This window comes from uncultured Tateyamaria sp. (genome assembly GCF_947503705.1).
Taxonomy (GTDB): Bacteria; Pseudomonadota; Alphaproteobacteria; order Rhodobacterales; family Rhodobacteraceae; genus Tateyamaria.
The window spans coordinates 277476-300613 of sequence record NZ_CANNES010000001.1 but is presented as its reverse complement, the minus strand read 5'-3'; the positions used below and the strand labels follow the sequence as shown (position 1 = coordinate 300613).

Below are 23138 nucleotides of genomic sequence, written 5' to 3'. Positions count from 1 at the left end.
GGATAGATGGCGCGTTGTCTAAACAGGTTCAAAGGCATGACCGACAGCCGTAGCTTGGGGAACGTGGTGCCCACGCAAACAGAGATGCATGGACAAAGGTCTGGATTTGTCGACAGATGTCATCGCACCACAAATTCTGCATGCAGCGCCCCTGCAGCTTTGATGCTTTTGAGAATGTCGATCATATCTCGCGGGGCAACACCCAATGCGTTCAGGCCCGCAATCACTTCGGAGAGCGACGCCCCATCAGGCACTTCCGCGAGGCCCGTCCCTTCCTCATCCTGGATATCGACCGTTGTACGCGGCACAACGACAGTCTGACCTTGTGCAAACGGATTGGGCTGAACGGCTAGGGGCTGTTCCTGGATCCGCAAGGTGAGATTGCCTTGCGACACGGCCACACGAGAAATACGAACATCTTCGCCCATAACGATCGTGCCCGAACGCTGATCCACCACGACGCGCGCTTTGCGTTCAGGCTCGACAGAAATGTTCTCTATCCTGCCCAAGGCGTGCGCGACCGAGCGCATGCCGGTGCGTTCGACGTTCAGCGTGACGGTGCCAGAATCAAGCATGGTCGCGACCCGTCGGCCGAAGTCAGAATTAATGGCATCCTCGATGCGCAATGCGGTGGTGAAATCCGCGTCCCGTAATGCCAGCCGCATGTCGGACAGGCTGCTGAGCTCAAAATCAATCTCACGTTCCACCCGCGCCCCGGAAGGGATCACCCCAGAGGTTGGAACGCCTTGCGTCACGCGTGCGCCGTCCCCTTCAGCCACGGCGCCTCCGGCGATAATTGTGCCCTGGGCAACGGCATAGATCTGACCATCGGCAGCATTCAAAGGCGTCATGATGAGCGTGCCGCCCAGAAGGCTTTTGGCGTCGCCAATGGCAGACACCGTGACATCGATTTGTGAACCGCTACGCGAGAAAGGCGGAAGGCTGGCCGTCACAAAGACGGCCGCGACATTCTTGGGCCTGAACTGTTCGCCGGTGACATTCACGCCCAGCCGTTCGAGAACGTTGGTCATGATTTCTTCTGTAAAAGGTGCGTTTCGGAGACCATCGCCAGAACCGTCCAGCCCAACAACCAACCCGTAGCCGACCAGATCGTTGCCCCGCACGCCGTCGAATTCCACCAGGTCCTTGATCCGAACCGGGCCGGCAACGCTGACCTGTGCAAGCAGCAGTAAGACAATTGCACTGATGATAAGTCTCATCGGATAAAATTCACCAAAGAGAGATCGGACATACGTGCCGTGACGGTATAGAGGCTTTGAAGTTGGAATTGGACTTCCTCCAGTTTGGTGGCTGTCTCATAAGGATCAGCCTGCAACAGCGCGCCTTTGGCAAAGGCCAGCGTCGTCTCCTCGGTGGCGTTTCGGGTGGCGATTGTCTCGATCCGTTCCTGCGCCGATCCGACGTTGGCCTGCAGGGCCGTCAAGTCAGCCTGATTCTCGAACAGCCTTTTGCCCGTTTCAGAAAACACTTCTCGGATGCTGTCACCGCTAAATCCAAAGCTCGGATCGGAAGCGATGGCGGTCAAGGCGACACTTCGGATCAACGCGCGAAATTCTTCGGCGTCTGCTGTTGTGTCCATGGTGACGGTATCCGTGTCAGACACGCGAAGCGGCGCAAGCGTCTGGTCAGAGCCTTGGTACATCGTGGCTGAAAACCCGGCGGGGTCGTCGAACCATGTATCAGCGGCATCGATGAGCGCATCGGGGCTTTGCGCACCCGCTGTTGCGCTGCGCAACGCGCTCAAAATTGTATCCGCATTCGACATGGCGGCACTGTTTGTCGCCGTTCCGGCAAAGAGTGAGCGACCGCCGCTGCTCGTATTCAGGGCGCTTACAATCGCGTCCAGATCGTTCTCCGCGTCGACCGAAATTTGTTCCAACACAGGGCCAACGGCGCTGGCGGACGCAGTCAGGATTGCCGTGCTCAGCGAACTGGTCGTGTCGTAAATACGTTCCAACGAAATCTGGGTGGCGTCCGCGAATTGCGCGGCCTCGGCTGTCGCTATTTTGAAGCCGCCCAACGTGTTCAGATCGTTTTCAATGTCGGTCAGGTAACTGACATTTCCTGCGAGAACCGCCTTGACGTCGCTGACTTGACCAGAAGTCAGTTCGGCGTTCAGGCGGCTCATTTCCGCTTTGAGGTCAGCGCCACGCCGCTGCAACATAAAAGACTGGGCGAGATCCCCCAGAGACAGGCCGCTCATGCTCAGATCCTCATCAATGTGTCGATCATTTCATCGACAGTTTCGATCACACGCGCGTTTGCCGCATAGGCTTGCTCCACCGCCATAAGCCGTTGCAGTTCGACATCCGTATCCACGCCATCCGCCAACTCCAGCTGGGTAAACTCATAGAATTGAGCAGACGCAAAGCTGAGCTGTTGGTCCTCGCGCAGGCGGTCCGCGCCTATTTGTGACGTAAGCGCTGCCGTCAGGTCGATTGCGGAAAACGCGGCGCCGCCGAAGCTGCCGGAATTTGGCAGGCGCGTGGTGTTGAGGGCATCGGTGAGTGCGTTCAGCAGTTGCGCGTTCCCGACGTCACCCTGTGCCGTGGCCCCAAGACCGTCGCGCATACGCCACGCCTCGCCTCCCGCAGTTGGGTCGACGAGGCTATTCACCGTCAGGCGGCTGGCCAAACCTTGTTCTCCCAGCGGGTCAAATGGGGCGTTGGCGTCGGTAAAGAGGCCCGCCTGCCCGGGCAACAGTGTCGGATCTACCGTGCTGTCTTCAAATCGTTCGATCAGGTCACGAGCCAGCGCGTCCATTTGTTCTTGCGCCTCAGGAGCAAGCTCATCCCGGATCTCGAATTGCGCACCAAGCGTGCCGCCGCGCAGGTTGCCGGATTGCGAGGTTGTATTGATGGCAAAGCCATTCACGGTGAGACCGGACAAAGTTCCATCACCCACCGACATGTAGGGGGTCACGATGTTGGCAGGTTCAAACCCGATTTCTGCGGCGCGCCCATCCAGCAGAATAGCGCCGCCGGTCGAATAGAGCGCGACGGTGTCATTTGCACGCGGCACCGTTCGGATCGGGACCATTTCGCTGATCTCGTCAATCAGTGTTTGGCGTTGATCCATCAAAGAGGATGTATCGCTGTTTTGACTGGAACCGGCGGTGATTTGTCGGTTCAAACGTTCGACCGATTTCAAAGCTTCATTCAGGCGATCCACCTGCGTGCCGATGTTGCGGTCCGCCTGGGTTCGCGCATCCTGTACGCCATCAGACACCGTATTGATTGCACCGGCCAGATCGCGGGCGGCCCAGGCGGCAGCCTCAAGCCGTTCATTGGCGTCAGGGCGGCTGCTGGCGGTGATCAGGCTGTTTTCAAAGTCGGAAAGGCGGGCGGACAACGAACCGGCTTGGTCCGGGGTGCCAATGAGATTTTCGATGTTTGTTAAAAAGCTGCTGGTTTCACTGCGATATCCGAACTCTGCCCCTGCCAGTCGGCGGTCGGACAAAACTTGGCTGTCGACATGCCTTTGGATGCCGTTCACCTGAACACCCCCGGAAAATCCGACTGACGCTGAACTGACCGACAGGGTACGCCTTGCGTAGCCCGGTGTCATGGCGTTGGAGATGTTCGAAGAGACGACTTCGGATGCGCGACCCGCAGCACGCAGCCCCGACATGGCCGTGTTCAAAGCAGATGTAATGGTCATGTCAGGGCCCTTTGTTCAGTGCTCCGGCCGCATATCGGCCTTAGCCGTTAACGTTTGATGTTGGTGGTTTCCTGAAGCATCTCGTCCACGGTCTGAATGACCTTGGCATTGGACGAATAGGCCCGTTGGGTCTGGATCATGGCCGTGAGTTCACCGGCGACGTCGACTGCAGATTCCTCGCGGGCATAAGAGACCACGTCGCCCGTCGGTCCATCCCCGGCGTTCCAGAGGAAATAGCTGCCGCTTTCAGGGGATGGCAGATAGGTTTGTTGGTCCAGGGCAACCATCCCATTGGGATTGGGCAAATCGACCAGAGGGATCTGGTAGATCGTGCGGTTGATGCCGGTGTCAAAGAACGCAGTCACAAAGCCGTTTGCATCAACCTCGACACTGGTCATGTTGCCGACGGGCGATCCATCCTTGGAGATCGAAACCGGCGCAAAGCTGTCTGACAGCTGCGTGATCCCGTCGCTTTCGCCCAGTTGCCCGATGTTCACCTCAAGTGGGCCGCCTTCGACATTCACCACGATGTTGCCCGTGGCCGGGTCATAGGTGCCACCGGGATTGCCCGCGGCATCCGCCACAGCAATCAGCGTGCCGCCAGATGTCCGGCTGTCGTCGAAGGTGAGGGTATATTCACCGATCACGGCTCCATCGAGCGCGGAATCCGTCATCGTCATCGTCCATTCATTTGACGACCCTGTGCCCGGAACGGTCGGTGCAAAACTGATATTCACGCTTTCGGATGTGCCGAGGTTGTCGAAATATTCCACAGCCAGGTTTTGCGCATCACCCAAGGCACCTGCGTCCGTTTCCGTCGCGGGCAGGTTCACGCCCAGCGAAATTTGTGTGGTCGGCTCACCTGAAAACTGGTTCACGTTGATCTGAACTGGCTCAAGCCCGTCCGACGTGTCGCGGGGAAATGTCGGGACGGTCCCGTCTGGCAAGGCGGGCCAGCCCAGCAGGATAAGCCCCGCGTCAGAGCGCAAATACCCTTCCGCATCAGTGCGGAAAGACCCCGTTGTCGTCAGAAACATCTGGTTTTCGCCGTTCCCGACCTCGACCTCGCTTGCCTTGGCCACTGGCAGCATGCCGCGACCCCGCACGGCCAGGTCTGTCGGGTTGGATGTCGACACCAGCGACCCGCTTTGGTCGATCAGGCGTGAGGTTGTCGCCCGGACCCCACCTGCCGAATATGTCCCGCCAGAGGACGAAATCACCAGCGAATGGAAATCCGTGTTGACCCGTTTGTATCCGAACGTCGAAGAGTTCGCGATATTGTCTGAAATGGTTGCCAGTCGTGTTGCATTGGCCTGAAGCCCTGCCACACCTGCGTTAAGCGAAGATGAGATCGTCATAGACACGCCTTTCTGCTGTATCGACCCAATTGGGCCAACAGTTAGGCGCAGCTGATTAATGTCAGACTAACAGATAAAATCCGATCTATTCCTCATTCGCGCAGCAAGACAATCTCCAATCGGTTGTTGCGCAGCGCCATGGGATTGCGCGTGATGGGTTCGCGGTCGGCATGGCCGGTGACCCTTTTGATCTGCGCCGGTGCGATCCCGGCCGCTTCGATCAGCTTGCGCATAGCGGTGGCCTGGTTCGCAGAGGTTTGCCAGGTCAGGTTCTCGGCCCGCACAATCGGTTCTGCCGGAACATGACCACCGATTGCGATACCGTTTTCCACGGTTTGTGCGGTGTCGCTGATCATCAGGGCAAGGCTGCGCAGCAAGGGTGTTGGTTGATCGCTTGTGCCTTCAAACAGCGGCGTGCCCTCCAGCGCAAAGATCTCGATCACCAGCCCCTCGTCGGTCAGACGGGTGTTTATGTGTTGCAGCTCATTCTCCATCACCTTGGATTCGCCGCCTTTGCCCAGCAACTTGGCCTCAAGGGATCTAAAGGCTTCTTCGGCCTGCGTCTGTCCTTTGCCGTCCACACTCATCCCGCTTTCGCCCCGGGCCTGCCGCCCTTCGGTGGGCCGCGCGGCGGTCGCACCTGTGCCGTTCTGCGGCAAGGTCATTTCAGAAAAGATACTGTCGCCGCCAAAGCTGCCATCCCCGCCACCTGAAATCCGATTGATCGGAATCGTCGGCGAAAAGTAATCCGCAATTCCCTTGCGTTGCTTTTCGGTCGTTGCATTCAGCAGCCACATCAACATGAAGAAAGCCATCATAGCGGTCACGAAGTCCGCATAGGCCACCTTCCACGCACCGCCATGATGGCCCCCGCCAGCAATGACTTTCTTGCGCTTGATGATGATAGGCCGCGCATTTGCTTGCGCGCTCATTCCCACACCTCATTTTCACCCAAGATCATTCTTATTCCACGGCGCCTTACCCGGTGCTTAACAGATCAAATTGTCAGAACTTCATCTGGCCCCTTGCGCAGCGGATCGCGCCACGCGCAGATAGCATATGAGTAAAAGCGTCCTTGATAGCCCTTATGCCTGGGGGCGGCTGGCCCTGACCTTGGCAATTGCCACCGTGGCCAATGTCGGCATGTGGGCCATCATCGTGGTAATGCCCTCCGTTGAGGCAGAGTTCGGCACGGGCCGGGCCGAGGCGAGCCTGCCCTATACCCTGACCATGATCGGCTTTGCCGTAGGGAACTTCGCGATTGGCCGTGCGGTGGATCGCTGGGGCGTCACGCGGGTTCTGGTGGCCTGCGGGCTGGGCATCGCGGCGGGATATGGCCTGGCCATCCTCAGTACTTCAATCCTCATGTTATCATTGGCACAGCTGGTGGTGGGGTTCTTCACGGCGGTGGGATTCGGCCCGCTGATCGCGGACATCTCGCACTGGTTCATCAAGCGGCGGGGGATCGCCGTCGCTTTGGTGGCCAGCGGAAACTATATCTCGGGCGCGTTCTGGCCGATCATTCTGGCGGGCTATCTGGCTGAAGAAGGCTGGCGGATGGTCTATGTCATACTGGCAGTCGCCACGTTGTGTGTGGTCATTCCGCTTGCCTTTGCCTTGCGCCGCTCGGTGCCTGAAGAAGCTTATGCAACAGCCGAAGCTGCCTCGGGCCTCAGGGCGCAGTCTGTCGGGCTTTCACCTCGCATGTTGGCCTGGTTGCTTGGGTTGGCCGGCGTGGGCTGTTGTGTGGCGATGTCGATGCCGCAGGTCCATATCGTCAGCTATTGCGTCGATCTGGGCTATGGCCCGGCGGTCGGTGCCGAAATGCTGTCGCTGATGCTTTTGGGTGGTGTTGCGTCGCGGATCGTATCGGGCGCATTGGCGGACCGGCTGGGCGGTGTCATGACGCTGCTGATCGGCTCGGTGCTGCAATGCATTGCGCTTGTGCTTTACCTGCCCTCTGACGCGTTGATCTCGCTTTATGTCGTGAGCCTTGTGTTTGGACTTAGCCAAGGCGGGATCGTACCCAGCTATGCCGTGATCGTCCGGGAATACATGCCAGCGCGCGAGGCGGGCGCCCGGGTTGGGTTTGTGTTGATGGCGACAATCATGGGCATGGCGCTGGGGGGCTGGATGTCGGGCTGGATTTATGACGTGACGGGCAGCTATCAGATGGCGTTCTGGAACGGGATCCTGTGGAACGGGCTGAACATCGCGATCATGCTGTGGCTTTTGGGCCGCAGCCGCACGCGTGGTGTGTTGCAGCCAGCCTAGCGCTTTCGCCGCATCTTACGGGGGATGCACCTAGGTTTTACCCGGCACCATCTTGCCTGTCAGATGGTCGGTGCCGCGGGCCTGCGCAAGCACCATCTGCTTTTGACGTTCGCGAAAGCGGGCCTTGTCCTCATACGTGGTCTCATCAACGCAATGATGGCAGCTGACACCTGCCTCATAGCCAGGATGGTTCTGATCCGCAGGCAAGATCGGACGGCGGCAGGCATAGCACAGCAGGTGCGGCCCAACCTCCAAACCGTGACCGACGCTGACGCGGCCATCAAAGACAAAGCACTCACCCTGCCATGTGCTGTCAGATGCAGGCACCTCTTCGAGGTATTTCAGGATGCCACCCTTGAGGTGAAAGACATCCTCGACCCCCTGGCCGAGCAGGTAGTTGGTAGATTTTTCACAGCGGATGCCACCCGTACAGAACATGGCCACCTTCTTGTTATGAAAGCGGTGCTTGTTCTCCTCCCACCAGGCGGGAAAGGCGCCAAAGCTGGCAGTTTTTGGATCAATTGCCCCGTCAAAGGTGCCAATGGCCACCTCGTAATCGTTGCGGGTGTCGATGACGGCGACATCATCACGCCCAATCAGGTCGTTCCAGTCAGAGGCTTCGACATAGTGACCGGTGCGGGCCGCCGGATCGACGTCAGGCTGGCCCATGGTGACAATTTCCCGCTTGAGACGGACTTTCATTTTTCCAAAAGGGGGCGTTGGGCTATGGCTCTCTTTCCACTCCAGTTCTGCACAGCCGGGCAGGGCGCGGATATGATCCAGAACGGCATCGATGCCCGCGCGACTGCCCGCGATCGTGCCGTTGATCCCCTCCGGAGCCAAAAGCAATGTGCCGGTCACGCCGTTGCCACACGCAACTTTGGCCAATGGCGCCTTCAAGGCGGCGGGGTCGTCAAACCGGGTAAAGTGATAAAGCGCAGCGATGGTGAACATGCGCGCTCAGATACGCCTGCGCGCTGCGTCCTGCAAGTCTTTCGCCACGCCGGTGTGACGCCTGAGCACGTGTCAGGTACCCGGCCCGCCATGAAGCTGCGGTTCGGGTCCGGTATTCCATACTATGCGTCACGGCGCCTTTTCGGCTACCGTCGGATGCATATTTTGAAAGCAATATTAAAATGATAGATGTAAAAGCCATCGCAGTTGTAGCTGCTGCCAGCCTGTCCTTGGCTGCCTGTTCTGCGCCTCCCAACAGCAGAGATGGCATGTTGCCGCCGCCGCCAACAGAGCGATTTTCACCCGCAGTCACAAGAGAAGAACCCGCCAAGACCAAGGCGTTTGACATGAACGAGGATGGCACCGTCAGCGCAGGAGAAGCGGTGGGTGGTGCCGTGATGGTTGGAGGCCTGATTGCAGTGTGCCCCTTTTGCGTTCTGGGCATGTAGCGCCCGGCCCAGATGGGTTATCTGCTTTTCGTCATGAGTGAATTGGGAATAGACTTAGGCGACACCCTAGACGAAAGCTGCCAATGACCTATGCCCTGATCGTGATCGACGTGCAAAACGACTTTTGCCCCGGGGGGGCGTTGGCCGTCCCCGAAGGCGACCGGATCGTCGCTGGGATCAATGCGTTGATGAACGATGCAGACGCTGTGGTGTTGACGCAAGACTGGCACCCAGCGGGGCACTCGTCTTTTGCCTCGTCGCACGCGGGACGCGATGCCTACGAGGTGTTGGACATGGCCTATGGCCCACAGGTTCTTTGGCCGGATCATTGCATTCAGGGGTCCATCGGGGCCCAGTTCCACAACGAACTGCACAGTGACCGGGCAGAGATGATCGTGCGCAAAGGCTTCCGGCCGGACATCGACAGCTATTCCGCGTTTTTCGAGAATGACCACAGCACGCCCACCGGGCTGGAGGGCTATCTGAGGACACGAGGTATTTCGGACCTGCTGATGGTGGGGCTGGCGACGGATTTTTGCGTGAACTTCTCGGCGGTGGATGCTGCCAAATTGGGGTTCAATATAACGGTGCAAATGGATCTGTGTCGGGCCATTGACTTGAACGGGTCGCTTGCAGCAGCCCAAGATGGGATGCGGGCCGCAGGCGTCACACTGGCCACGTAATCCGACGCGGATCACTGCAAGACGCCGACGCGGCGTCTGAAGGCTGGCAAATCCTAGCGCTACAAAGGCCAACGGGCGCGACCGCAATCCGCGCCGGATTGCAGCCGAAGACCGCGCCGGTCTTCGCCCCGCCTTGCGGCCAGGCGCAAACCTCTGGCACAAGGTGATCAGCCAAGCAAGGAACTACCCCATGGTCGACATCGCCACCCGCGTCTGGAACCACAAATGGAAGATCGACCCCATTGTCCGGTCCCTCATCGACACGGATTTCTACAAACTTCTGATGTGCCAATCGGTGTTCCGAAACAAGCCCGATACCCAAGTCACCTTCAGCCTCATCAACCGCTCCACCCATGTGCCGCTCGCCAAGCTGATTGACGAAGGCGAGCTGCGCGAACAATTGGACCACATCCGCTCCCTCTCGCTCAGTCGGGGGGAAAGCACGTGGATGCGGGGCAACACGTTCTACGGCAAACGGCAGATGTTCACCCCCGAATTCATGGATTGGTTCGAAACCCTGCGCCTGCCCGCCTACCACCTGGAGCGGCGGGAGGATCAGTACGAACTGACGTTCGAAGGGTCCTGGCCCGAAGTGATGCTGTGGGAAATCCCGGCCCTTGCCGTATTGATGGAACTGCGCGGGCGAGCGGTTCTGAACCGCATGGGCCGGTTCGAATTGCAGGTCCTTTATGCCCGCGCCATGACCAAGCTTTGGGAAAAGATTGAGCGGTTGCGCGAACTGGACGGACTGCGGGTCGCGGATTTCGGCACGCGGCGGCGGCATTCTTTCCTTTGGCAGGATTGGGCAGTGCAGGCGATGGGTGAGGGGCTGGGCGACAAATTCGTGGGCACCTCAAACTGTCTGATCGCGAAAAACCGCGAGGTTGAGGCGATCGGCACCAATGCGCACGAACTGCCTATGGTGTACTCCGCCCTGGCCGAAAACGACGCCGATCTGGCGCGGGCCCCGTACGACGTGCTCAGCGATTGGCAAGAGGAACATGACGGCAATCTGCGGATCATCCTGCCTGATACCTTCGGGACCAAAGGGTTCCTGGACCGTGCGCCCGATTGGCTGGCTGGGTGGACAGGCATCCGCGTCGACAGCGGTGACCCCGCCACCGGGGCGGAAACGGCCATCCGCTGGTGGACCGAACGGGGCGAGGATCCGCGCGACAAGCTGGTGATCTTTTCGGATGGGCTGGATGCGGGCAAGATCGAAGAACTGCACCAGCAGTTTCAAGGGCGGGTTCGGGTCAGCTTTGGCTGGGGCACGATGCTGACCAACGACTTCAAAGGGTTGACGCAAGGCGACGCCCTGGCCCCCTTCTCGCTCGTCTGCAAGGCGGTCAGTGCCAATGGCCAGCCTACGGTCAAATTGTCGGACAATCCCAACAAGGCAATGGGACCGGCAGCAGAGATCGACCGCTACAAGCGTGTCTTTGGCGTGGGCAGCCAGGAGGCCATTGAGGTTGTGGTGTAGCGCCTCACGTCTGCATGGAAACAATTTAAGGTAAATCCGGGCTTTGTCCAAAATGATGCCACAATTTGGCTTTAGCGGGGTGCCGTGACCTAACGCTGATCCAAAGACTGGACACCTCAAATGCCCCGACTGACCCCCGCCTTGTCCCTTATCACCATTGCCGCGCTCGCAGGCTGCGCCGAGTTTCCGCAGCGCCCTGACGCGGCGACGCGGCTGGATACGTCGCCCCTGGTGTTTCAGAACCGGGCGCAGGACGCAGCTTATCTGACAGAACAGGCCGACACGTTGAAGCAGATGGCGCAGGACCTGCGGCGCAAGTCGACACTGCGTGGGGCAGCTGCCGGCGCCGTGATCGGCTGTGGTTTGGGCGTATTGACGGCAAATGGTGCGGAGCGGTGCCTGATCGGGGCCGCCGCTGGAGGGCTGGTTGGTGCTGCGGCTGGAAACAAGGCCGGTCAACGTGACGTTACTCGCCGCTTGGACGCCGCAACGCCGGATATGTTGATGCGCAGTCTGCGCACGACCCAGGATCACATGGACCGGATGAATTTGAGCCTGCCGCAGGTGCTTGCACAACAAGATGCGGAACTGGCACAGCTACAAGCGGCACATGAAAAGGGCGAGATCAACCAGGCCGCCTACGATGATGGGATTAACAGCATTCGCCAAAGTCGTGCCGACATTGCCGAGGTGCTCACGATGAGCCAACAGCAGATCGAAACTAGCCATGCCCATATCCAAAAAGCTATAGATCAAGGGCAGAAGGGCCTCGACGGTCATTTGCAGGCTGCGCAGCTGTTACAGGCCGATGTCTACTCCGCTCGCTCGGGAATTACCCTGCTTTAGGTCCGCGTCGTTTCTTTCCCTCAGTGAGGCGGCATCCGCTAGTCGAAATCAATTTTCGCCCGAGCAATTGCAAGTGCGTTTCGGATACCAAGCTATCCGGTTTCGCCCGTAAATCACTATCCGGATAGCTTTGTAAGAAGCCAATCTAGTTTGGTTTGCAAGAGTGTGTGGTGCCGTAACTTTCGACAAAATCCCAAAATTCGGCAGATTTGAGAACATTTTCTTGAATTATTCACCATTTGTAGTACTTTGTCGATAATTGACAACATGATGTAGTACTTGTTTGAGCGGATGGCCCGATGGAATATCTCGAAAGCATTTTGTCTGCCTTAGGGTTTTACTGGCCATGGTTTGTTGCTGTCGCCGCGATTGTTGCATTCTTCTATCACTCCCTCGGTTTGATGGAGCGTATCCAAAAGCTTAGGAAAGACAGGGCGCTACGCAAAGAAAAACGAGAAGAAGAAGCGTTTCAAAAACGTTTAGAGCAGCGTTTAAAAGAGCGAATGCGGCAAGAACCCAGTGCACAAGACGTTCAGGAATGGCGCCAACTGAAGGATTTTTATCGCACGAAGTTGGATGACTACGATGTTGGTATAACAAAGCAAGAAATCGATTTAGTCCGCAGAACGCGTTCCATCAACAAGAGTTTGCCCGATGACAGCGCATAGCAACATCGTAAAACTAAATGCGCGAACCACTCAAAAAGCGCGAGCCAAGCGTATCACTTCGCAGGTTCGCAAACACAAAAAATTTGAAGCCAAAATTCTAGAGTTTCAAAAGTCGGCCAACAACTCATTAGTTGAACTTGCTGAGTCTCTGGGTTTGCCGGTTGTCAAAGTTGCATTGCCGGGCAACCTCGCAGGGTTTTTATACCCATCCAAACGGACTACCCCATCCGGTTGGGAAATCGTTGTGAACGAATCTTTGGGGGAACGCGAGTTGCGCTGGACCATCGCTCATGAATTAAGTCATTGGGTTCTGGACAAAGACTGCATGCCGCCTGAGTTCGATGATGAACAAGTCTTGCCGCGCATTCGTGGCGATTTGGAAAATTATATAGTAGAGCGTGTGGAAGTCAGACTCGACAAAAACCGTTCTGTATCAAAGGCTTGGTGCGTTGGTGATCCGTTCATTACTGAATTTGAGGATATCCTCGAGTCTGAGATGAGCGCTAACTTCCTTGCGGGCTTTATTCTTTTGCCGACCCCAGAACTTTTCTGCCGGATGACACGGGGTGAAACAGTTGCGACAATTTCGAAACGCCGCTGCGTGCCAGAAAAGGTAGTCAGACGGCAGACGTCATACATCCGTAAACGGCTTCAAGAAGATGCCAGGTCCAAGGATGAACCTTTGGCTGCATTGCTGGCGTCACTAACGGCAGCACAGTGCGGCTGTGATGATACAGGCGGTGATTTTAGGGCTAGCTAGTATGTATCGCGTGTGCGGCGACGCTCTCGCCAGATGATCAAAAGTCCGCCCGCGGCGATCAGGAATGCGCCTGGGAAAAGCGCGCCCCAAGGCGTTTCGCCAAAGAACAGCCAACCCAGCAAAAAGGCCAGCGGGATGCCGAAATAGCTGAAGGGGGCGAGGTTGCTTTGCTCGGTCATCCGGTAGCTGACAACCAGAAACAGGACAGCCGTGCCGCCAAATCCGCCCATGGCGATGATCCATGCCATGTCCGTCCCGCTTTGGACCGGCGTAAATCCCCCGAGGGACAAGGCCAGGATCAAACTGCCACAAGCCGCGGCGACCGACGAATACAGGCTGACCAAAGCGCTGGGCACATCGTCGTCGATCATCCGGGCTGTCACGCCGACCAAGGCATAACAGGCCGCGGCGCCCAAGGGCAGAAGGGCGTCATATGAAAACGTGTCAGCCCCGGGCTGCATTACAAAAACCACCCCGGCAAAGCCGACCATCACCGCGCTCCACCGGACCCACCCGACGTGCTCGCCCAACAAAGGCACGGCAAGGGCGGTCATGAAAAGCGCATTGGCATAGGTAATGGTGGACGCGGTCGCAAACTCCATCCGGCCCAGGGACATATAGAAAAAGAGCTGGGCAAAGGTCACGATCACGCCACGCATGAGGGCCAGCCGCCATTGGCGGATCTGCCAAATGCGTCCCTTGGCGTGCCAACTGCGGGCTGCGGCGAGCGCAATTATCGACGGGATAAGGCCAAACAGGTTCCGCCACGCGGACAGCTCGGCGGCGGAATAGGTGCTCGACAAATGCTTGATCACCAACCCCATCGCATCAAACAGGGTCAGCGCCACGAGGCTCAGGATAATGGCAAGACCGGTGCGGTCGTTGGGGCGCATGATGATCTGTCTGAAAAAGGGGGCAATGGTGGACGACAGGTGCACCTTACGGGCTTTGGGGCCACTGTCATCCGTAATCATCCCCGTAAGGTGGAGATGCCCTCAACCAGCACTCGTCCTGGCCTAATCCTCCGGATCGACGCGGCCGCGCATCGACTTGACTTCGCCGCGCACTTTCTTGGCCTTCAACCGTCGTTTCTTGGACCCCAGCGTCGGGCGGGTCGCGATACGGCGTTTGGGGGCGACAAGGGCCTTGCGAATCAAGTCGGCCAGGCGGTCACGAGCGATATCGCGGTTGCGGGCCTGGCTTCGGGTCTCGTCACATTGGATGATCAGCGCCCCTTCCAGGGTCCAACGGCGGCCCGCCAATCGTTTCAACCGCGTCTTGACCGGACCGGCCAAAGACGGCGAACGCGCCGCCTCAAACCGCAGTTCCACGGCAGAGGACACCTTGTTCACGTTTTGCCCACCTGGGCCGGACGAACGGACGAACTGCTCGCTCAGTTCCCAATCCTGCAAGATGATCTCGTCATTGATGCGCAGCATATCCTTGCGTCCCATGGAACTTAGCAAAGCGTCGGGCGTTCCCGATGCATACCGCAATGATAACGGAGAATGACAGTGTTGAACACAAAAGGCATCACCCAGATTGCAACCAACCGCCCCGATCTTTACGCGTTTCGCATCAGCGGCGAGATCAGCGATGATGCCATGGAAGACATGGCAAAATATATGAATGCGGCCTTCGACGCGCACTCGGAAAAAATCGACATGCTGATGATCTTTGACCACTTCGACGGCGCTGAACTGGGCGCAGGCTGGGACTGGGATGTTCTCAAAAGCCGGTTCAAGGCCATCAGCAACGTGAACCGTTATGTGGTTGTCGGCGCACCGGACCGTGCCAACAAGATGATCGCGTTCATGGACAAAATCCTGCCAGTGCAGGCCGAAACCTTTGGCACCGAGGATGTGGCGTGGCGTTCGTTGCAGGCGCATGCCGCTGCGGCCTGATCTTTGATGCCATATTCGACAAAAAAGGGCCGCACCCTGGAGTGCGGCCCAATCGAATGGTTTCAGGAGGTTGTGTCGGTTAGGTCAACCGACCAACTTGGCGGTCTGCACCGCGCGGGGCTGCCCTAGCAGGCGACCTCCCAAGTTGTTCCGACACCTCGCTCCAATACCTTTCTTGACACTGGATCACCTCCTTTACATTTGTTGAACTCACCTTCAGCGTCGCATAGCCACGCCAAAAGTCAACGAATTTAGGCAGGCTCTGAAACTTTTGTTGTCACCCAGCGGAACGGCGCCAATGCAATAAGCGCGAGGGTCAGTTTCACCGCCCAATCGGCAATCGCCAGCGACACCCAAAGCGGGGCCACGGGACCAACTCCAAGGACTGGCAGCATCTCGCCCGCCCAGGACACGTCGTTGGACGGCTCGATAAAGGTCAGTGCGCCAGAGAAGGCGATGGTAAAGAACAGGGCCGTATCGACCGAACTGCCGATGATGGTCGAGACCAGCGGCGCTTTCCACCAGGCCCCTTTGCGCAAGGCAGAGAAAATGCCAACGTCCAAGAGCTGCGCAGTCAGGAAGGCCAGGCCCGAGCCGATGGCGATGCGGAAGGTGACCAGCGGGCCGAACTCGCCCATGATCTGCGTGCCGACCAGCGAGCAGAAAAGCCCGACGATAAAGCCCACGAACACGACCGTCCGTGCCGGTCCCGCGCCATAGACGCGGTTCATGATGTCCGTCACGAGGAAGGCCAGCGGGTATGTGAATGCCCCCCAGGTCAGCCAGTTTCCGAACAGGAATTGAACGAGGATGTTTGAGGCGACCACGATGAGGGCCATGGCAATAATGCCGGGAAGGTGTGCGCGTGTCATATCTGATGCCCGTTTTAGCAAGGTTGCGGCGACTTGATCCCCGAGCGGGGATTTGCGCGTCTTAGTCGCAGGTGGCACCGCCTGCAAGGGTTTCCGTGAGGGCGTATTCCACCAATTCGGTGCGTTGAACGGACAGGAAGTTGTTATCCGATACCATGCTCAGGCAGGTGGCCCCGCTGTCCGAGCGCCAAAGCGCCAGTCCCTCAAGGTTGTCATGCAGGCCCGCGCGGGTCTTCAACACGGTTTCCGTTTCGACCTCTGGGGCTTTTGGGTCAAGGCGCCGGATGCGGCTGCGAAACCCCAGGGGGCTGAAAGCCCTTTCGAGTATATAGAGCATCCCGTCGGGGCCAATATCCGCCCCCGCTGGCAGGAACGGCCCCAGGCGCGGCAGCGCCGCCCACTTTTCCCACGTGCCGCCTGTGTAGCGATAGATCGGAAAGGGAATGTTCGGATCGCCCGATCGTTCCGGCAAGGTGTAAAGGGTCCCGTCCGGGGCGGCTGCCAAAGCTTCGAGTGAGCCGTTGGGTCGATGCGTTGAGAAATCCGGGTGTACCGCCAGTCGCTTGCCATCGGCGCGCACCACCGCGCCGGGCCCCTCGTAGCTAAAAAACATTGCCGTGCCGTCCCATGCCAATCCTTCGCTGTCGCGATGAGGGCGGGGTTGGGGGACCGACGTGATGGCATAGGTGCCCGCCGCTCTGTCAATCGACAGCGCAAAGGCGGCCCCGCGATCCGAAAGCATCAAGGCCTCGCTCCCCGACAGCGGCATCTCGATAGCGGAAAGCCCACCAAATTCAGGCAGGTCAGAGCCAAGAACGACCGACCGCACAAATGTAAGCGGTTCGGCGACCCCTGCCGTCCCGGAGAGGATCAGCGCGAGGCTAAGACGCCAGCGCATTGCTGTGGTAAATCCGACATTCGCAATTCGCGGCGCGGTTTTGGCGCGGGCGCGTTGGGATCACGCGGTTTCGGTGGGGGCGGATTGAGGATGTCGTTGACCCACTGCTGTGCATCATCGCACCCATCCCCCGGTGGCGGCGGCGCTTGGTTCACACAGCCACTGTCCCCGCGGGGACAGGCCAGCCGCACATGGAAATGGTAGTGATGCCCATACCAGGGCCGCACCTTGCGCAGCCATTTGCGGTTTCCCTTGGCATCCTTGCACATTTGCACCTTGGCGCCGGGAAACACGAAAATGCGCGCGGTGCGTTTGTCCTTGGCCGCCTCTTTGATGATGCGGTGGTGCGCGCGGCTCCAATTGTCATTCACAAAGGCACCGCCCGCGCGGCGCAAGGAGATGGAAGAGATGTTTTCGCGCGTGTTCTGGCTGAGGTTCAGGCGGGAGGCGGGCAGCATCCAAATGTCGATATCCAGACCCAATTGGTGACTGCGGTGCCCCGACAGCATCGGCCCGCCACGCGGCTGGCTGATGTCCCCGATATACAGGCCCTTCCAACCGGGCTGTTTCGCGGCAAAGCCCGACAGGTCCTTGATGAAATCCAAAGTGTTGGGATGGCCCCAATTGCGATTGCGCGACAGGCGCATGGCCTGCCAGGTGGGGCCGGTTTCCGGCAATTGCTCGGCCCCCGCAATGCAGCCCTTGGCGTAGCTGCCGAAGGGGGCGGGCCTCTGGGCGGACGCATTGCTTTTGGCCCCGAACTGTTGCTTGGCCAGTTGTTGGGCCTCGCTGACACCCCCAAGGCTGAGGATCAGGGCAAAGACTATGGCGCAGGTACTTCGGATTTTGACCATTTGGCGTGGTCTCCCTCGGGGTTAACATGGCGCAAAAGGTACAGGCCAAGAACGAACAGCAAGATGACCGGAATGTAACCCATCTGGGCGTTGCCTGTCAGGGTAGAAAACAGCCCGATCAGAAACGGAGCCAGAAATGCGGTGGCCTTCCCCGACAATGCGAAAAGGCCAAAGGCTTCGGTCGGGCGTTCGGGGTGGGTGTGGCGCACCATCATCGAGCGGGATGCGGCATAAAGTGCGCCGCCCGCACCACCAATCGCCGCCCCGCAGACATAGAACACGATGTCAGGCAGGCTGGACCCTTCAGCCACGGCGACCAGACCAAAAAAGCTTTCGCGGTTCATGCCCACGATGATCATGCATACGACGATCAGGATGTAGCAACAGAATTGGATCACCGGGCGCGGCCCGAGACGTTTGTCGAACATGCCGCCGATCTGCGTGGCAATGGCGGCGGTGATGGCGCCGACGATGCCAAAGACGCCGATCTGGATGATGCTCCATCCCAGAACCAGCGTCGCATAGACACCCCCCGCCGAATAAAGCGCGTTCAATGCATCGCGGTAAAACATCGACGAAATCAGGAAATTCAGCAGGGATTTGCGTTTCAACGCCCCGCTCAGCGACTGTTTCAGATCGCGCATCGCGTTGGAAACGCCGCCCGTGCGATTGGCCTGACGCGGCTCGCGCACCCAAGCAAAGAAGGGGATCATGAAGATCATGAACCAGATCGCGATAAAGGGGCCTACCGATCGGGTCCCCTCGCGTGCGCTGGCATCAAGACCAAAGAGGGGATCGAGGCCAATGAGGGTTTTCCCTGTGTCGTTTTCCGCAAAGAGCAGCAGCATCAGAAACAGAGAGACTACGCCGCCCCAATAGCCCAAGGCCGCGCCATTGCCGGAGATTTTGCCAACCTCGTCCTTGTCCCCCAGCGACGGCAGGATCGCGTTGACAAAAATCAGGATAAATTCGGCCGCAATCAGGCCCACGTTGAAGGCAATCAGGATCAGAAAGAGCGTCGAGGCGTCGGGAAAAGTGTACCAAAGCGCCCAGGTCATTAGGACGTAAACGACGCTAAATCCCCAAATCCATGGCATCCTGCGCCCCGTACTGTCGGCATAGGCTCCGATCAGCGGTGCGGTGAAGGCGATGAACAGGCCCGCAATCGTTTGCCCCCAAAACCAAAGGGCTTGGCTGGACGCTTTGGCAGCCTCCACATCGTCCATCTGGCCTTGGAAATACTCAAGAGAGACGGCGGCGAAATACGGCCCAAAGACAAAGGTCAGACCCAGCGTGTAAAACGGCTGCGTCGCCCAATCAAAGGCCATCCAGCCGCGAATGCGTTTCTTGAGGCTGATATCTGTCATGACCCGATCCCCGTCTTTTGTTGACGCGGACCAAATCAGGCTGACGGGCAAGTGGCAAGACAAGGTTGGCATGTGTCAGTCCGGTCTTTGACGCAAAGACCGGCTGGAAATCGGTGCGATTTCCTGTGGGGTTCCGTTTTCCGCGTCGGAAAACAGCCGGAGACCGCGCCAGTCTCCGGTCCGTCAGGCGACTTCGCGCAGGTGGGTCTTGGCAACGTTCTGCATTGGGGGCCAGGGGCGCATGGCTTCGGCCTCGATCCAGGCTGCGACCCAGTCGGGTGCAAGAGGCGAAGTTGTATCAAGGCCCATGGCCTCGCCAACCTCTCTCGGGGGGACAATCCCGTTTTTGCTGGTGACCGCCGCACGGTAGAGAACATGGCTGGTGCAAGTGCCGTCAGGCTTCCACATCGACTGTTCGATATAAAAGAACTTGTCGTCCCAACAGATCGTTCTGCTGCGCATTTCGAACCGCTGAAACGCATGTAGACGCCGACGATACCGCACGGACGACCCTGCCATTGTCAGGCTCCATTTCTTGGTTCGGAGAGTGCCGATCAGGCCACTGCGCGCACCCATGCCCAGACGGCCCAGATCATACAGCGTCAGCGTGCGACCATTGTTCAGCTCGGCAAAAGCGTCCAGATCCCAAGGCCACACCATGTGGTGCGACACATGTATGTCGGTGGGGTGGATCGGCGCTTGGCGGCTGGCGACAAGCATATCTTTGATGAGGCGAACAAAGGGAAACATGCGATTACTCCTGATGCACTCTAAATGCGGCGCTGCAGCGACAGGTCAAGACCTGGGACAAAGTGACCTTGCGCCACAGGCCCCCACGGCCTACCTGTTGGGGCAACACATGAAGGAGCCTGCCCATGCTGGCCATTTACGGACCTCTGCAACTGATCCTTGGCGTTGTCTATTTCGTGATGATCGTGCACATCATCATGAGCTGGCTGATCAACTTTCAGGTCTTGAACCTGCACCAGCCGATCGTGGCGCAGATATGGGCCGGTCTGAACCGGCTGCTTGAGCCGATTTACGAGCCCATTCGCCGCATTCTGCCTGACACGCGGCCCCTTGATCTGGCCCCGCTGGTGGCGCTGCTGATCGTGATTTCGCTGCGCGCCTATATCCTGCCTGTGATCTTTGGTTTCGCCTGATCGGGACTTGTTCACGCCCTGTTAAAATGTGAATCTGTATTCAACGAGCAGACACATAAAATTTTACAGGGTTTCATGACATGGCCAGCGCTGCCACGCTGTTGAAGGACGTATTCGGGTTTGACGATTTTCGTCCGGGCCAGGAGCCGATCGTTCAGGCGGTGACGGCGGGCGAGAACACCCTGGCCATCATGCCGACAGGTGGCGGCAAATCCCTGTGTTTTCAATTGCCTGCGCTGATGCGCGAAGGGGTCACTGTTGTGATCTCGCCGCTGATAGCGCTGATGCGCGACCAGGTGCGGGCCTTGCAGGCGGCGGGTGTGTCGGCGGGCGCGCTGACATCCGGCAACACGCCCGAGGAAACCGATGCGGTCTGGGACGCGTTGGAACGTGGCGAGTTGAAGCTGCTCTATATCGCGCCGGAACGATTGGCGGCCGGATCGTCCATGGGGATGCTGCGCCGCATCGGTGTCAGCATGATCGCGGTGGACGAGGCACATTGCGTCAGCCAATGGGGCCATGATTTCCGGCCCGATTATCTGCGGATCGGTGAGTTGCGACGCGCCCTGGATGTGCCCTTGGCCGCCTTTACCGCGACTGCGGATGCCGAAACCCAGGCCGAGATTGTTCAAAAGCTGTTCGATGGCGTTCCCCCGCGCGCCTTCCTGCGGGGTTTTGACCGGCCAAATATCCATCTGGCCTTTGCCGCCAAAAACGGGCCCCGCGCGCAGATCCTTAGCTTTGCCGCCGCACGCAAGGGACAATCCGGGATCGTTTATTGCGGCACACGGGCCAAGACCGAGACGCTGGCCCAGGGTCTGCGCGAGGCGGGGCACGCGGCCATTCATTATCATGGGGGCATGGACGCCGATGACCGGCGTATTGCGGAACGGCGGTTCCAGCAGGAAGATGGCCTGATCGTTGTGGCCACCGTTGCCTTTGGCATGGGGATCGACAAGCCGGATATTCGTTGGGTCGCCCATGCCGATCTGCCCAAATCCATCGAGGCCTATTATCAGGAGATTGGCCGCGCCGGTCGCGACGGCGCACCAGCCGAAACGCTGACGCTTTTCGGGCCCGAGGACATCAAGCTGCGCCGCAGTCAGATTGACGAAGGGCTTGCCCCGTCCGAACGACGGATGGCGGACCACGCGCGGTTGAATGCACTTTTGGGTCTGGCGGAAGCTTTGGAATGTCGGCGCAAGACGCTGCTAGGCTATTTTGGCGAAACGGAAGTGACCTGTGACCACTGCGATCTGTGCCAGACGCCTGCGGATGTGTTTGACGGGACGACGGCGGTGCGCAAGGCGCTGTCGGCGATGCTGCGTACCGATGAATGGTTTGGGGCGGGCCACCTGATCGACATTCTGCTGGGCAATGAGACTGACAAGGTGCGCCAACGCGGGCATACCAGCCTGCCTACATTTGGTGTTGGCACGGAATACACCCGGCGCCAATGGCAAGCGGTGTTTCGGCAAATGATGGGCCACGATCTTGTGCGCCCTGATGCCGACAGGCATGGTGCCCTGCGGATGACGGATGCAGCCCTGCCGATCCTTCGGGACGAGGCCAAGATCAACCTGCGCCGCGACACGATCAAGTCCGCCGTCCGCCGCCCGGCGGTCAAGGCGATGGTGTCGGAGGAAGACGCGCCGCTCTTGTCCGCGCTCAAGGCCAAGCGGCGTGGGCTGGCAGAGGCGGCCAAAGTGCCCGCCTATGTGATTTTCCCGGATCGGACTCTGATCGATATGGCGGAAAAGCGGCCAATGAACCTTGATCAAATGGCGCAGATCGGTGGGGTCGGTGCCAAGAAACTTCATAGTTTTGGCGACGCGTTCCTCGAGGTGATCAACGGCGAGGCGGCCGCCCTGCACCCGTTGCGGCGTAAGTTGGCGGGCCGAGCGGCCGGCACAGTCTATGACCGATTGCTTGAGGTGCAGGCCGATCTGGCGCGCGGGCACGACGGCACTGACAAACCGCTGAGCTGTTCGGCCTCGCAATTGGCTAAAGTGGCGCAGATGCGCCCGGATGATGACGCGGCCCTCGAACGGCTGCTGGGCGACCGCAAGGCGGAACGATTTGGGCCTGCTTTTCTGGACGTGCTGCGGGATGCGGGCTAGATCAGCCTCAACGAGGAAAAGGGTGGCAAGATGCTGGTTGTGATTTCTCCGGCCAAACGGCTGGATTGGGCGGCGCGTGACGTTGAAATGACGGAACCCGCGATGCAGGACGACGCGGTGCGACTGGTGAAAACGGCGCGAAACCTGACACTGGGAAATCTGAAATCCCTTATGAGCCTGAGCGATGATCTGGCCCGGTTGAACCGTGACCGGTTTCAGGCCTTTGCCGATGCGCCCGATGTGGACACAACGCGGCCTGCGATGCTGGCCTTTGCGGGGGACACCTATCAGGGGTTGGAAGCGGCCAGTCTGTCAGAGGCGGATGTAGCTTATGCTCAGGACCATTTGCGGATTTTGTCGGGCCTTTACGGGCTGTTGCGCCCGCTGGATGGAATCCAGCCCTACCGCCTTGAGATGGGCAGCCGTTTGAAAACGCGGCGCGGTGCATCGCTTTATGACTATTGGCGCGATGATCTGTCCAAGGCGCTGAACGCGCAAGCCGAGGCGGTGAACAGCGATGTGCTGGTGAACTGTGCCAGTCAGGAGTATTTCGGGGCTGTGGCACCAAAGGCGTTGAAACCGCGGGTGGTGACGCCGGTGTTCATGGAGGACAAAGGGCAGGGCCCCAAGATCGTGAGCTTTTTTGCCAAGCGGGCAAGGGGGGCCATGGCGCGCCACATGATCCAAAACCAGGTGCGGGATATGGATGGCCTCAAGGCGTTTGACGCAGATGGCTATGTGTTTCAGCCTTCTCAATCGGACGACGATCGCCTGGTCTTTGTCCGGCCCTATCCGGCAGGCTGA

24 protein-coding genes are annotated in these 23138 nt (G+C 58.8%); 11 read left to right on the top strand and 13 right to left on the bottom strand.

Going from position 1 to position 23138, the window contains the following annotated elements:
* Window positions 1–119 precede the first annotated feature (119 nt).
* The 5 genes from Q1A44_RS01460 to Q1A44_RS01440 all read right to left on the bottom strand — a co-directional run bounded on the left by Q1A44_RS01460 (window position 120) and on the right by Q1A44_RS01440 (window position 5971).
* Window positions 120–1220 (bottom strand): flagellar basal body P-ring protein FlgI, encoded by a 1101-nt coding sequence (locus Q1A44_RS01460; protein ID WP_299618502.1) that lies wholly within the window; start codon window positions 1218–1220, stop codon window positions 120–122.
* Window positions 1217–2224 (bottom strand): flagellin, encoded by a 1008-nt coding sequence (locus Q1A44_RS01455; protein WP_299618498.1) that lies wholly within the window; start codon window positions 2222–2224, stop codon window positions 1217–1219. The genes Q1A44_RS01460 and Q1A44_RS01455 overlap by 4 nt, the downstream gene beginning before the upstream one ends.
* Window positions 2225–2226: 2 nt before the next feature.
* Window positions 2227–3681 (bottom strand): flagellar hook-associated protein FlgK, encoded by a 1455-nt coding sequence (gene flgK / locus Q1A44_RS01450; RefSeq protein ID WP_299618493.1) that lies wholly within the window; start codon window positions 3679–3681, stop codon window positions 2227–2229.
* A 47-nt stretch (window positions 3682–3728) separates the two neighbouring features.
* On the bottom strand, window positions 3729–5039 hold the full coding sequence (locus tag Q1A44_RS01445) for a flagellar hook protein FlgE (RefSeq protein ID WP_299618490.1): 1311 nt from the start codon (window positions 5037–5039) through the stop codon (window positions 3729–3731).
* A 92-nt stretch (window positions 5040–5131) separates the two neighbouring features.
* On the bottom strand, window positions 5132–5971 hold the full coding sequence (locus Q1A44_RS01440) for a flagellar motor protein MotB (RefSeq protein ID WP_299618487.1): 840 nt from the start codon (window positions 5969–5971) through the stop codon (window positions 5132–5134).
* A 127-nt stretch (window positions 5972–6098) separates the two neighbouring features.
* Here Q1A44_RS01440 and Q1A44_RS01435 point away from each other — a divergent pair, with 127 nt between their 5' ends.
* Window positions 6099–7313: an MFS transporter gene (locus tag Q1A44_RS01435; protein ID WP_299618484.1), complete on the top strand. Its 1215-nt coding sequence runs from the start codon at window positions 6099–6101 to the stop codon at window positions 7311–7313.
* A 30-nt stretch (window positions 7314–7343) separates the two neighbouring features.
* On the opposite strand, the gene Q1A44_RS01430 is transcribed toward Q1A44_RS01435, so the two are convergent.
* A complete protein-coding gene (locus Q1A44_RS01430; protein WP_299618481.1) occupies window positions 7344–8267 on the bottom strand; it encodes a rhodanese-related sulfurtransferase in 924 nt (307 codons plus the stop codon).
* A 182-nt stretch (window positions 8268–8449) separates the two neighbouring features.
* Here Q1A44_RS01430 and Q1A44_RS01425 point away from each other — a divergent pair, with 182 nt between their 5' ends.
* From Q1A44_RS01425 to Q1A44_RS01400, 6 genes are all read left to right on the top strand, one after another.
* On the top strand, window positions 8450–8716 hold the full coding sequence (locus Q1A44_RS01425) for a hypothetical protein (RefSeq protein ID WP_299618477.1): 267 nt from the start codon (window positions 8450–8452) through the stop codon (window positions 8714–8716).
* Between the two features lie 83 nt (window positions 8717–8799).
* A complete protein-coding gene (gene pncA / locus Q1A44_RS01420; protein ID WP_299618474.1) occupies window positions 8800–9399 on the top strand; it encodes a bifunctional nicotinamidase/pyrazinamidase in 600 nt (199 codons plus the stop codon).
* A gap of 190 nt (window positions 9400–9589) precedes the next feature.
* Window positions 9590–10882: a nicotinate phosphoribosyltransferase gene (pncB, locus tag Q1A44_RS01415; RefSeq protein ID WP_299618470.1), complete on the top strand. Its 1293-nt coding sequence runs from the start codon at window positions 9590–9592 to the stop codon at window positions 10880–10882.
* Window positions 10883–11002: 120 nt separating this feature from the next.
* Entirely contained in the window at window positions 11003–11728 is a 726-nt protein-coding gene (locus tag Q1A44_RS01410; RefSeq protein WP_299618468.1) for a YMGG-like glycine zipper-containing protein, read from the top strand.
* Window positions 11729–12027: 299 nt separating this feature from the next.
* Entirely contained in the window at window positions 12028–12396 is a 369-nt protein-coding gene (locus Q1A44_RS01405) for a hypothetical protein (protein ID WP_299618466.1), read from the top strand.
* The gene (locus Q1A44_RS01400; RefSeq protein ID WP_299618463.1) at window positions 12383–13156 is read left to right on the top strand and encodes an ImmA/IrrE family metallo-endopeptidase; all 774 of its coding nucleotides are present in this window, start codon (window positions 12383–12385) and stop codon (window positions 13154–13156) included. The genes Q1A44_RS01405 and Q1A44_RS01400 overlap by 14 nt, the downstream gene beginning before the upstream one ends.
* On the opposite strand, the gene Q1A44_RS01395 is transcribed toward Q1A44_RS01400, so the two are convergent.
* A complete protein-coding gene (locus Q1A44_RS01395) occupies window positions 13153–14130 on the bottom strand; it encodes a DMT family transporter (RefSeq protein ID WP_299618460.1) in 978 nt (325 codons plus the stop codon). The genes Q1A44_RS01400 and Q1A44_RS01395 overlap by 4 nt on opposite strands.
* A gap of 42 nt (window positions 14131–14172) precedes the next feature.
* Window positions 14173–14595 (bottom strand): alternative ribosome rescue aminoacyl-tRNA hydrolase ArfB, encoded by a 423-nt coding sequence (arfB, locus tag Q1A44_RS01390; protein ID WP_299621306.1) that lies wholly within the window; start codon window positions 14593–14595, stop codon window positions 14173–14175.
* A gap of 75 nt (window positions 14596–14670) precedes the next feature.
* Here arfB and Q1A44_RS01385 point away from each other — a divergent pair, with 75 nt between their 5' ends.
* Window positions 14671–15060, top strand: a complete 390-nt coding sequence (locus tag Q1A44_RS01385) for an STAS/SEC14 domain-containing protein (RefSeq protein WP_299618458.1) — start codon at window positions 14671–14673, stop codon at window positions 15058–15060.
* A 251-nt stretch (window positions 15061–15311) separates the two neighbouring features.
* On the opposite strand, the gene Q1A44_RS01380 is transcribed toward Q1A44_RS01385, so the two are convergent.
* The 5 genes from Q1A44_RS01380 to Q1A44_RS01360 all read right to left on the bottom strand — a co-directional run bounded on the left by Q1A44_RS01380 (window position 15312) and on the right by Q1A44_RS01360 (window position 19801).
* On the bottom strand, window positions 15312–15932 hold the full coding sequence (locus Q1A44_RS01380) for a queuosine precursor transporter (RefSeq protein WP_299618455.1): 621 nt from the start codon (window positions 15930–15932) through the stop codon (window positions 15312–15314).
* Between the two features lie 61 nt (window positions 15933–15993).
* On the bottom strand, window positions 15994–16830 hold the full coding sequence (locus tag Q1A44_RS01375; protein ID WP_299618452.1) for an esterase-like activity of phytase family protein: 837 nt from the start codon (window positions 16828–16830) through the stop codon (window positions 15994–15996).
* On the bottom strand, window positions 16803–17684 hold the full coding sequence (gene mepA / locus Q1A44_RS01370) for a penicillin-insensitive murein endopeptidase (protein ID WP_299618449.1): 882 nt from the start codon (window positions 17682–17684) through the stop codon (window positions 16803–16805). Before mepA ends, Q1A44_RS01375 begins: the two co-directional genes overlap by 28 nt.
* Window positions 17654–19051: an MFS transporter gene (locus Q1A44_RS01365; protein WP_299618446.1), complete on the bottom strand. Its 1398-nt coding sequence runs from the start codon at window positions 19049–19051 to the stop codon at window positions 17654–17656. The genes mepA and Q1A44_RS01365 overlap by 31 nt, the downstream gene beginning before the upstream one ends.
* Before the next feature lie 183 nt (window positions 19052–19234).
* Complete coding sequence (locus Q1A44_RS01360; RefSeq protein WP_299618443.1) at window positions 19235–19801, bottom strand: thioesterase family protein; 567 nt, start codon at window positions 19799–19801, stop codon at window positions 19235–19237.
* Between the two features lie 125 nt (window positions 19802–19926).
* Here Q1A44_RS01360 and Q1A44_RS01355 point away from each other — a divergent pair, with 125 nt between their 5' ends.
* The 3 genes from Q1A44_RS01355 to yaaA all read left to right on the top strand — a co-directional run bounded on the left by Q1A44_RS01355 (window position 19927) and on the right by yaaA (window position 23138).
* Complete coding sequence (locus Q1A44_RS01355; protein ID WP_299618440.1) at window positions 19927–20214, top strand: YggT family protein; 288 nt, start codon at window positions 19927–19929, stop codon at window positions 20212–20214.
* A gap of 80 nt (window positions 20215–20294) precedes the next feature.
* The gene (gene recQ / locus Q1A44_RS01350; RefSeq protein WP_299618437.1) at window positions 20295–22334 is read left to right on the top strand and encodes a DNA helicase RecQ; all 2040 of its coding nucleotides are present in this window, start codon (window positions 20295–20297) and stop codon (window positions 22332–22334) included.
* 30 nt (window positions 22335–22364) lie between these two features.
* Window positions 22365–23138 (top strand): peroxide stress protein YaaA, encoded by a 774-nt coding sequence (gene yaaA, locus Q1A44_RS01345; protein ID WP_299618435.1) that lies wholly within the window; start codon window positions 22365–22367, stop codon window positions 23136–23138.

Bases quoted from the DNA above. Each gene is read 5' to 3' on its own strand.
- Q1A44_RS01460 (WP_299618502.1), bottom strand. From the start codon at position 1,220: ATGAGACTTATCATCAGTGCAATTGTCTTACTGCTGCTTGCACAGGTC.
- Q1A44_RS01455 (WP_299618498.1), bottom strand. From the start codon at position 2,224: ATGAGCGGCCTGTCTCTGGGGGATCTCGCCCAGTCTTTTATGTTGCAG.
- flgK (WP_299618493.1), bottom strand. From the start codon at position 3,681: ATGACCATTACATCTGCTTTGAACACGGCCATGTCGGGGCTGCGTGCT.
- Q1A44_RS01445 (WP_299618490.1), bottom strand. From the start codon at position 5,039: ATGACGATCTCATCTTCGCTTAACGCAGGTGTGGCAGGGCTTCAGGCC.
- Q1A44_RS01440 (WP_299618487.1), bottom strand. From the start codon at position 5,971: ATGAGCGCGCAAGCAAATGCGCGGCCTATCATCATCAAGCGCAAGAAA.
- Q1A44_RS01435 (WP_299618484.1), top strand. From the start codon at position 6,099: ATGAGTAAAAGCGTCCTTGATAGCCCTTATGCCTGGGGGCGGCTGGCC.
- Q1A44_RS01430 (WP_299618481.1), bottom strand. From the start codon at position 8,267: ATGTTCACCATCGCTGCGCTTTATCACTTTACCCGGTTTGACGACCCC.
- Q1A44_RS01425 (WP_299618477.1), top strand. From the start codon at position 8,450: ATGATAGATGTAAAAGCCATCGCAGTTGTAGCTGCTGCCAGCCTGTCC.
- pncA (WP_299618474.1), top strand. From the start codon at position 8,800: ATGACCTATGCCCTGATCGTGATCGACGTGCAAAACGACTTTTGCCCC.
- pncB (WP_299618470.1), top strand. From the start codon at position 9,590: ATGGTCGACATCGCCACCCGCGTCTGGAACCACAAATGGAAGATCGAC.
- Q1A44_RS01410 (WP_299618468.1), top strand. From the start codon at position 11,003: ATGCCCCGACTGACCCCCGCCTTGTCCCTTATCACCATTGCCGCGCTC.
- Q1A44_RS01405 (WP_299618466.1), top strand. From the start codon at position 12,028: ATGGAATATCTCGAAAGCATTTTGTCTGCCTTAGGGTTTTACTGGCCA.
- Q1A44_RS01400 (WP_299618463.1), top strand. From the start codon at position 12,383: ATGACAGCGCATAGCAACATCGTAAAACTAAATGCGCGAACCACTCAA.
- Q1A44_RS01395 (WP_299618460.1), bottom strand. From the start codon at position 14,130: ATGATTACGGATGACAGTGGCCCCAAAGCCCGTAAGGTGCACCTGTCG.
- arfB (WP_299621306.1), bottom strand. From the start codon at position 14,595: ATGCTGCGCATCAATGACGAGATCATCTTGCAGGATTGGGAACTGAGC.
- Q1A44_RS01380 (WP_299618455.1), bottom strand. From the start codon at position 15,932: ATGACACGCGCACACCTTCCCGGCATTATTGCCATGGCCCTCATCGTG.
- Q1A44_RS01375 (WP_299618452.1), bottom strand. From the start codon at position 16,830: ATGCGCTGGCGTCTTAGCCTCGCGCTGATCCTCTCCGGGACGGCAGGG.
- mepA (WP_299618449.1), bottom strand. From the start codon at position 17,684: ATGGTCAAAATCCGAAGTACCTGCGCCATAGTCTTTGCCCTGATCCTC.
- Q1A44_RS01365 (WP_299618446.1), bottom strand. From the start codon at position 19,051: ATGACAGATATCAGCCTCAAGAAACGCATTCGCGGCTGGATGGCCTTT.
- Q1A44_RS01360 (WP_299618443.1), bottom strand. From the start codon at position 19,801: ATGTTTCCCTTTGTTCGCCTCATCAAAGATATGCTTGTCGCCAGCCGC.
- Q1A44_RS01355 (WP_299618440.1), top strand. From the start codon at position 19,927: ATGCTGGCCATTTACGGACCTCTGCAACTGATCCTTGGCGTTGTCTAT.
- recQ (WP_299618437.1), top strand. From the start codon at position 20,295: ATGGCCAGCGCTGCCACGCTGTTGAAGGACGTATTCGGGTTTGACGAT.
- yaaA (WP_299618435.1), top strand. From the start codon at position 22,365: ATGCTGGTTGTGATTTCTCCGGCCAAACGGCTGGATTGGGCGGCGCGT.